Annotated in this window: 10 protein-coding genes; 7 read left to right on the plus strand and 3 right to left on the minus strand. The window is 46.8% G+C overall.

Features of this window, described 5'->3' with window-relative positions; all coding sequences use genetic code 11:
- The first annotated feature begins 146 nt into the window (after positions 1-146).
- The 5 genes from CMO31_00100 (at position 147) to CMO31_00120 (ending at position 4,497) form a co-directional block, all read left to right on the plus strand.
- The gene (locus CMO31_00100) at positions 147-899 is read left to right on the plus strand and encodes a serine/threonine protein kinase (GenBank protein ID MAZ52409.1); all 753 of its coding nucleotides are present in this window, start codon (positions 147-149) and stop codon (positions 897-899) included.
- A 4-nt stretch (positions 900-903) separates the two neighbouring features.
- Positions 904-1,842, plus strand: coding sequence for a DNA polymerase III subunit delta (gene holA / locus CMO31_00105; GenBank protein ID MAZ52410.1), 939 nt, complete (start codon positions 904-906; stop codon positions 1,840-1,842).
- Positions 1,843-1,994: 152 nt separating this feature from the next.
- Positions 1,995-2,468 (plus strand): pantetheine-phosphate adenylyltransferase, encoded by a 474-nt coding sequence (locus CMO31_00110; protein ID MAZ52411.1) that lies wholly within the window; start codon positions 1,995-1,997, stop codon positions 2,466-2,468.
- 95 nt (positions 2,469-2,563) lie between these two features.
- Positions 2,564-3,550, plus strand: coding sequence for a redox-regulated molecular chaperone Hsp33 (locus CMO31_00115; protein ID MAZ52412.1), 987 nt, complete (start codon positions 2,564-2,566; stop codon positions 3,548-3,550).
- Positions 3,551-3,609: 59 nt separating this feature from the next.
- Positions 3,610-4,497, plus strand: coding sequence for an EamA family transporter (locus CMO31_00120; GenBank protein MAZ52413.1), 888 nt, complete (start codon positions 3,610-3,612; stop codon positions 4,495-4,497).
- 16 nt (positions 4,498-4,513) lie between these two features.
- On the opposite strand, the gene bshB1 is transcribed toward CMO31_00120, so the two are convergent.
- Both bshB1 and plsY read right to left on the minus strand, forming a co-directional pair.
- Positions 4,514-5,188: a bacillithiol biosynthesis deacetylase BshB1 gene (gene bshB1, locus CMO31_00125; GenBank protein MAZ52414.1), complete on the minus strand. Its 675-nt coding sequence runs from the start codon at positions 5,186-5,188 to the stop codon at positions 4,514-4,516.
- A 6-nt stretch (positions 5,189-5,194) separates the two neighbouring features.
- Positions 5,195-5,923: an acyl-phosphate glycerol 3-phosphate acyltransferase gene (gene plsY, locus CMO31_00130; protein MAZ52415.1), complete on the minus strand. Its 729-nt coding sequence runs from the start codon at positions 5,921-5,923 to the stop codon at positions 5,195-5,197.
- Positions 5,924-6,185: 262 nt separating this feature from the next.
- On the opposite strand from plsY, the gene CMO31_00135 reads away from it, so the two are divergent.
- Positions 6,186-6,947 carry a short-chain dehydrogenase gene (locus CMO31_00135; protein MAZ52416.1) on the plus strand — a complete coding sequence of 254 codons (762 nt, stop codon included), beginning with the start codon at positions 6,186-6,188 and terminating at the stop codon, positions 6,945-6,947.
- A 99-nt stretch (positions 6,948-7,046) separates the two neighbouring features.
- Here the strand turns inward: CMO31_00135 and CMO31_00140 are convergent, their stop codons facing one another.
- Positions 7,047-7,298 carry a hypothetical protein gene (locus CMO31_00140; protein MAZ52417.1) on the minus strand — a complete coding sequence of 84 codons (252 nt, stop codon included), beginning with the start codon at positions 7,296-7,298 and terminating at the stop codon, positions 7,047-7,049.
- 270 nt (positions 7,299-7,568) lie between these two features.
- Here CMO31_00140 and CMO31_00145 point away from each other — a divergent pair.
- A partial coding sequence (locus CMO31_00145) for a recombinase RecA (GenBank protein ID MAZ52418.1) occupies positions 7,569-7,661 on the plus strand: 93 nt, incomplete at its 3' end.

A 7,661-nucleotide genomic window follows, 5' to 3' on the forward strand; every position in this document is an offset into this window, starting at 1 on the left:
TCGGCAGGCAGTTTTGCTCACGAAATTTATTTCTTGGCAAACTGGTTATTTTTGCAGAAGAGAATTAACCAAGGTGCGTTAAGGTTAATTAGAAATAGAGGGACAGTAAGATCCGCGCAATGTACTTGCCGTGGTAGTTTGGTGTGATGCTTGAAACAATGCGGGTCCTATCAGAGCAAGGACCGATGCGAGTGGAATTAGCTCGGTGGAGAGATAGGATCGTTGTTATCAAGAGCCTTCGGGGCTATAATCCGACCCTAGCCGAACGGTTGCAACGTGAGGCTGAAGTGGTAAAAAAACTTTCCCATCCAAACATAGTGCCCCTTCTCGCTAGCGAGAAGGGGAATCTCATTTATAAGTACGTCCCTGGTGTGAGTCTAGCCGAATTATTAAAAGATGGGCCGCTTAAACTAAATCGTTGCGTAAAAATTCTCGATTGTATCCTTTCGGCACTGAGTTACGCCCATCAACAAGACGTGATTCACTGTGATTTGAAACCTGGGAACATTCTGATTAACGGCGAGGCGACTGTCATTACGGATTTCGGGTTTGCTAAGGACCTTAGAATGGCGGCAATTACCGCAGATGAGACGATGCTCGGTACGCCGAGCTATATGTCGCCGGAACAGTTTCGCGGTGTCCGTACTGACCCGCGTAGCGATCTGTATGCTGCAGGAGCAGTTCTTTACCATTGCGTGACTGGGTTCCCGCCTTATGGCACCCCTTCGCAAGCGATCCGATTCCTAGCAGGAGATGAACGGGTCCCCATAGATCCTCTCGATGGGGAGGCACAGGTGTTGCAAGGCGTTGTTAATAGGTCTGTAACGCGAGATGCTACCAATCGATATCATCACGCAGACGAAATGCGTGAACACCTCAATCAGGTTTATGCGGAATAATTAGGTGGTTCTAGCTTTCAGTGGTGATGAGTTTTTGATCGGCCGCGAAGCCCGCAAAGTCTTGCGGGCTCAAGGCTATTATGTGTCCAATACGAACAGTTTAGTAGAAGAAATCACAGGATCAAAGGTAAAAGACGCTATTTTTCAGGGGAGCTTATTTGGGGGAAAGGCTGTATTTCTTGATTTTGATAGCGGTTTCGTGGGCCAAAGTGACACCAAACACCGAAATGAAGTAATGAAAGTATTGCAGGCAGTACCGGATGACGTATTGGTAGTTATAGTCGACTCAAAAGCGACGGTAGGGCGCAAAAAGGCTTTTTCCAAATTGGGGAACCACAAACACTTACCCACCCCTCGATTCGATAACTTACATCGTTGGGTTCGAAAAGAACTTTTAGCAAACCATGTCAAATTTGAATCAAGAGTACCTATTGTTCTCGCGGAATTATTTGAGCAAGACTTAGGAGGCATTCTCGGCGAAATTGAGAAGATGTTATCTTTGGACGCATACGTAACAGAAGAACTAATTTATTCATTAGCGAACCAGTCTTCCCCCCAGAATACCTTCGAATTGATTGAGGCTATTGTTCGAGGGGAGACCTCTCGAGCCTTGATGATTTGCGAGCAACTGCTCGTTCAAGGCGAGGAAGCAACCCGTATATTCGGCGTTTTGAACTGGCAATTTGAACACGTAGCGAAGTGTGTAGGTTTGTTTGGGCCCGGCAAAGAGATCACCCCAGAGATGGCCTCTCGGGAACTTAAAATTCAAATATTTGCTGCCAAGAAGGCATTATCGATAGCTCGTCGTTTGAACGAGGACCGGCTCCTTCTTGTCCTAGAGGTTCTCTTGGATGGAGAAATTGGGATCAAAAGTGGTCGCGACGCCCGAATTACCCTAGGAGAGCTAGGAATTCGCATGGCTTCTATCTTTACGGAGGCTTAGGGGTGGTGGTGTTACTAAGGAGTTGGTAAGCTCGGCAGTGCAGTCTAATGGTAGTGTCCGCGAAGCGCGATTTGATCAAAATTGGTAGGCGGCTAATGTGATCGATGTTTCTATTAGCTTCGTAAATTAGGCGGAAGAAGGTAAACTTAGGGATGGTACGTCCCGTTTTCCCTGGTAGTTTCGACCCAATGCATAATGGTCACCTCGATATCATTATCCGTGCTCAAAGGATATTCGGGGATTTGATGGTACTGGTTATGGAGAATCCTTTAAAAAGTGAATCACGGTTCACTTTGAAGGAGCGCTTGGCCATTGTGAATGAAAGTATTCGTGATATTGAGGGTACCAGAGCAGCCTCTTTTGATGGAAGCCTTTTAGACTATCTGCGTCAGGAAGAAACTAAAATCGTCATTAAAGGGGTTCGGGGAAGCGTAGACCTTGATTCTGAAATGCAAATGGCTCAAATAAATCGGCACCTTGAAAGGCACGTTGAAACGTTGTTTTTGCCGACTGATCCGGCTTTATCTTTCGTGAGCGGTACTAGAATTAGGGAATTGGTCGACCTAGGGGTTGATGTTTCTACATTTGTCCCAAAGGTAACAAGGAGAAAGCTAGAAGGCTCTTGAAAAGTCAGTTAGCAAAAGCCGTGTCCTTGTGTAAATAACAATGGTGCAGGTTTAACTACGGTGGTGATAACTGACTTTAAGTGGGGGAGAAACTCATGTCCTATTTAATAAGAGGTGTTGCTGCTCAGGGCGAAATACGAATTATTGGTGCTGATACCACCGACCTTGTCGCTGATGCCTGCTTTCGACACCAAACATCTCAAACTGCCGGGGCGGCTTTAGGGAGGAGCCTTACAGGGGCCCTTCTGCTTTGTCATGTGCTTTTAAAAAATAATCGGGATCGTATTATGCTGAGGTTACTCGGTGACGGTCCTTTAGGTGGAGTAATCGCCGATGCTGGTTTAGATGGAGTCGTACGGGGCTATGTAAATAATCCTGGAGTTGAACTTAGACCCAGAGAGGACGGCAAGCTAGATGTCGGCGGTGGCGTTGGTAAAATAGGAGAGATAGAAGTTATTCGGAGTCATGCCCCATACGGAGAGCCCTACAGCAGCAGCGTGAATTTAACCTCCGGCGAAGTGGCTGAAGACATAACCTCTTTTCTTGGAATGTCCGAGCAAATATTTTCGGCTGTTCTACTTGGAGTTAGATTCGGAGAAAAAGGAGTAGAAAATGCTGGGGGGGTTCTTGTTCAAGTACTTCCCGGAGCAAAAGTAAAAACCATAGAACAAATTGAGCAAAATTTGTTAAGTTTTGGCCAATTAACTGATGCCCTTCGCTCGAGCAAAATGCTTGAAATCTTATACCAGATTACCCGTGGCCTTGGTTTAGACATGGTCAGCAAACAGGCCTTGCCGTTGCGTTTTAAGTGTCGCTGTAGTGAGGCAAAGGCTCTCGATGCCTTGGCCTATTTCCCCCTAGAAGAACGTCAACGAATGATTTCTGAGGATGGAGGGGCAGAGGTGTCCTGTCATTGGTGTGGAGAAGTTCGATGGCTAACTAGCGAAATAATTGAAAGTATCAGCGGTGAAGAAATCAGGTGTCCTGAATGCCGGGCTCTTTGGTATCGAGAGGGCCAGTCAACGATGATCCGTGATAACGAAATGTGTGCTTGCGGACGCAAAGTAATCCTTATGTCTTGAAGATCGACTGATTTGAGGCTTCAGACGTACCAGGCCCAGTAGCAAGATTGGCGTAAGTTATGACTAAGTTAGTTGCAATTTCGATGGTAGCCCTTGTGATAATATGGGGTTCCGCATTTCCTACCATTAAAATCGCCCTTGGAGACCTATCAGCCCCGCATCTTACTCTTGGGAGGCACCTGGTTGCATCTGTAGTGCTTTATTTTTTCCTCCTTCTTTCAGGATGCCGTCTATTCCCACGGAAATGTGACGTGCCTTATTTTCTGCTGTTGGGGTTTATCGGGATAACCATCTATCATATGGCACTTAACTATGGTGAGCTTCGTGTATCTGCTGGAGGGGCGAGCCTCATTATGGCTTCAGCCCCAGCACTAACCGCTATTCTTGCGTATTTTATGTACTCAGAAAAATTCGGTCGATATAGGTGGATCGGTAGCGCAATTTGTTTTTCTGGGGTTATCCTTCTCGTTCTCGGTGAAGAAAGAAGCATTGGGGTAAATATTTACGCTGGGTTAGTGTTTTTGTCCGCAGTTTCTACCGCACTGTTTTTTGTTCTCCAGAAAAGTTTGTTGTCACGGTATCGGCCAGTAGAAGTTACCGCTTTCGTGACTTGGGCCGGGACGATTCCCCTAATGATATTTTTACCAAGTTTTGCCAGTAACTTCATGTCTTACGGCATGGGACCCATCGCAGCCACCATATATGCTGGAATATTTCCATCAGCCATTGCGTACTCGCTGTTAGCCTTTGCCCTATCCAGGACAAGCGCATCATTAATTGCGACTTTCCTTTACGCTGTACCCGTGTTTAGCCTTGGATTCTCCTGGTTGTTGCTCTATGAAATTCCTGGTCCGCTAACCCTCGTGGGCGGTATTGTTGTTTTGGCAGGAATAGCTGTAGTAAATCAAACTTGGGTGGTCAAACCAAAAAGCGCGGTTCGGAACTAGCAGAAACCTACCGTATCTAAAAAGGATTGAAATTTATGGGGCTTTTGGTCCAAAGGGGTTCCCCGTAATCGGTACCGATAAAGGTTCCCCAATACGCAGCTCGGCCTCGACGACGACGGAAGATGTCGGGGGTTACGCTTGCAGACGCAGCTTCTCCTGTGAATTGGCTTTGATAGCAAGTGACGGCCGATTGCCAGGCCTCGATAGTCTCACTAACATCAACTATCAGAGTCGGCTCGAATGAACCATTCAACATGTAGTAAAAAAGATTAGTCGCCTTGAAGGGTGGTCCAGAAAGCGGACTGTTCATGAGGCCAGCCAAATGTAAGCTTGCTGGTACGATAGCGGAAGCGGCTACATGATCCGGGTGCCGATCGTTATGGTGAGGTGCGGCTACTATTCGGGGCTGTAATTCCCGTATAACCTGGGCAAGTTCAAGTCGGCGATGCTCGGTATCCATTATGCGCGAGTCCGGCCAATTGAGGGTCCTTCGTGCATCTAGTTTCAATACTTTTGCTGCAGCTAATGCTTCTGTCGCGCGCTCTTCTGGGGTTCCTTTGGTAGCGGCTTCCCCTCGGGTAAGGTCAATAATCCCTGTCGTTTTCCCGTGCCGTTTAGCAAGTGCTAGTGTTCCTCCTAAAGCGAGTTCGGCATCATCAGGATGCGGAGCTATAACAAGGAAATCGATCATGAGTCATTACCTCTCTCTATGTGATCTTCTAGATAACCGGCGTTCGTCGCCAGTTGCTAGGCGGGCTAGATTATCTTGATGGCGGAGGAATGCGAAGGTAGTAAGGGTTATTACCAGTATCAAATAAGGGATTGGGAAATTCCCGGTTGCGACAAAGAAAAGGGGTACCGAAACTGCTCCTACCAAGGAACCTAAAGATACTAACCTACCAAGTGCAATCGTGATTAAGGCTACAGCTAAACCTAAAAGTGCGACCATTGGGCTGATTGCTAACAGGACCCCGAATGTAGTAGCTATACCTTTCCCACCTCTGAGTCCCAAGAAAAGGCTGAAGTTGTTACCTGAAACAACAGCTAACCCCGCAGCGGATACCGCGATCGGCCCCATACCAAAATATTGAGGTAAAAACGTAACTATGAACCCTTTTAAAGGATCGATGATCATTACGGCTAATGCCGGTGCTACTCCCAGGGAACGTAAAACATTTGTAGCTCCAATATTACCTGACCCCAATTTTGTGATGTTGACCCCGCAGATTCTTCCCACTATGTAGCCAGCTGGAATTGTACCGATAAAATAGCCGGATATGACTATCAAAGTCGCTGCAAGTAACTCGGTCATGATGGTAATGCGATCAAGTTGGGTGCTTGAAAAACGAACACAAGTGATTGTACCTTGTGCAATTCTCGAGGGGTGTCCTGTGGATTGAGATGTTCGAAAATTATAAACCGTCAATAAGGATCACCGCCCCCGTCGCTTACGACTCCCATAGTTCGGAGTAGGTTTGCTGTTTCCCGAGGCGCCCTTTTTACGAAACTTGGATGCGGTCCCAAGGGTTATGTAAATGAAATTGCAAGTATTTGAAAAACCTATAGAAATATTACTAGATTTCTAGCAGGGTGGTTCATCGTGACCATTCTTGGGTGAAATTACTAAAATCGGCGAATATGGTGCCCTCATCTATCCGTAGTTAACACACACTGAATAGAATAGGGCCATGAAACTCGGGATTAGTGGGCGGTCGGCTTTGGTAACGGGGGCTTCAAGGGGAATCGGATTTGCTATAGCTAAGGGTTTGGCGGCAGAGGGTGTCCGTGTAGTATTAAATGCCCGAAACCAGAAAGCGCTTCAGGAGGCCGTTGGGAAGATCAGGCTAGAAGGCGGCTATGCCTATGGCGAAGCCGCCGATATCAGTGATTTGGACCAAATAAAGTCTTTATTCAAACGGACCCAGAAACTGATTGGGAGTCCAGATATAGTCATATCCAATGCTGGGGGGCCAAAGGTTGGCACCGTTGAATCGTTAGAGGAAGAAGATTGGCTAGGAGCATTTAATTTAACGTTTATGTCGACCGTGAGGCTCACTAGGATGGCTCTTCCTGCCATGAGGAAGCAGGGTTGGGGAAGGATCATAAACGTTACCTCCATTTCTGTCAAAGAGCCTGTGCCGGGACTAGCCTTATCCAATGCCTATCGTGCGGCAGTAACCAGCTATGCCAAAACCTTGGCTAATGAGATCGCTAGTGAAGGAATTACTGTGAATGGAGTTGGTCCTGGGTATACGGCTACCGAACGGCTTGGGGAAGTAGTTGGCGAAGGCAGGGCGATGGAAACCCTCAAGGCGACTGTGCCGTTAAAACGGTTTGCGTCGCCGGACGAGGTTGCGGCCGTGTGCGTGTTTCTTGCCTCTCAACAAGCTGGTTATCTTACCGGACAGACAATCTTCGCAGATGGAGGCTTTCTTAGCTCTGTTCATTGAACGGTAGAACGTTTAAGGTTTCCGATAAATGTAGGTTATTGGGTAAGGTTTTTGTGATTGCACGAAGGCGGCGAGTTCAAATCTCTCGACGTTTCAGATTTAAATTGGTTCAGGAACACCACTATATCTGTTGGGAACTTCATTGGTAGAATCGCTCTTTGGCTCGGGAGAGGCCAAGTTTTCAGTTTGGTAAAGTTGAGTGTATTCCAATCCGTCTCTCCACGGATCATAATAAAAGCCGCCAGCCTGATAACTAACTATTTCAACCATGCTGACTTCATGACCCTTATAGTGTTTCTCCAAAATTGGTAGAAATAGCTTAAGTTCTGCCCAAAAATCTTGGCCTTCCATCAATCGCGAGGCGACCAACTTTCTAGATCCCCTAAAACGGAACAGCAGTATCAGCATTGAAGCCCTCTGGTAGTCATTAGGGTTGGGTGAGGTTTCAGTCACGCCATAGTAAACCACGAAAAGAGAGGGTTGGCCCATAACGATTCGCGCCCGAAGGCCTTTTACGAAATCGAGATAGTGTGAACTTTTTCCTAATCAGCCTGGTGCCTTAAAAACTAAGGTATACTAGTTTGTAGGGTTTCGGCAGAATAGGTTTAGGAGGTTTAATCGATGAGTCATCAAAGACAAGAATCTTTAGACGCCACCATTATGCAAATTGAAAAGCAGTTTGGTAAGGGTGCGATTATGCGCCTTGGGGACGAG

This window comes from Trueperaceae bacterium, from assembly GCA_002707365.1.
Classification (GTDB): domain Bacteria; phylum Deinococcota; class Deinococci; order Deinococcales; family Trueperaceae; genus UBA6957.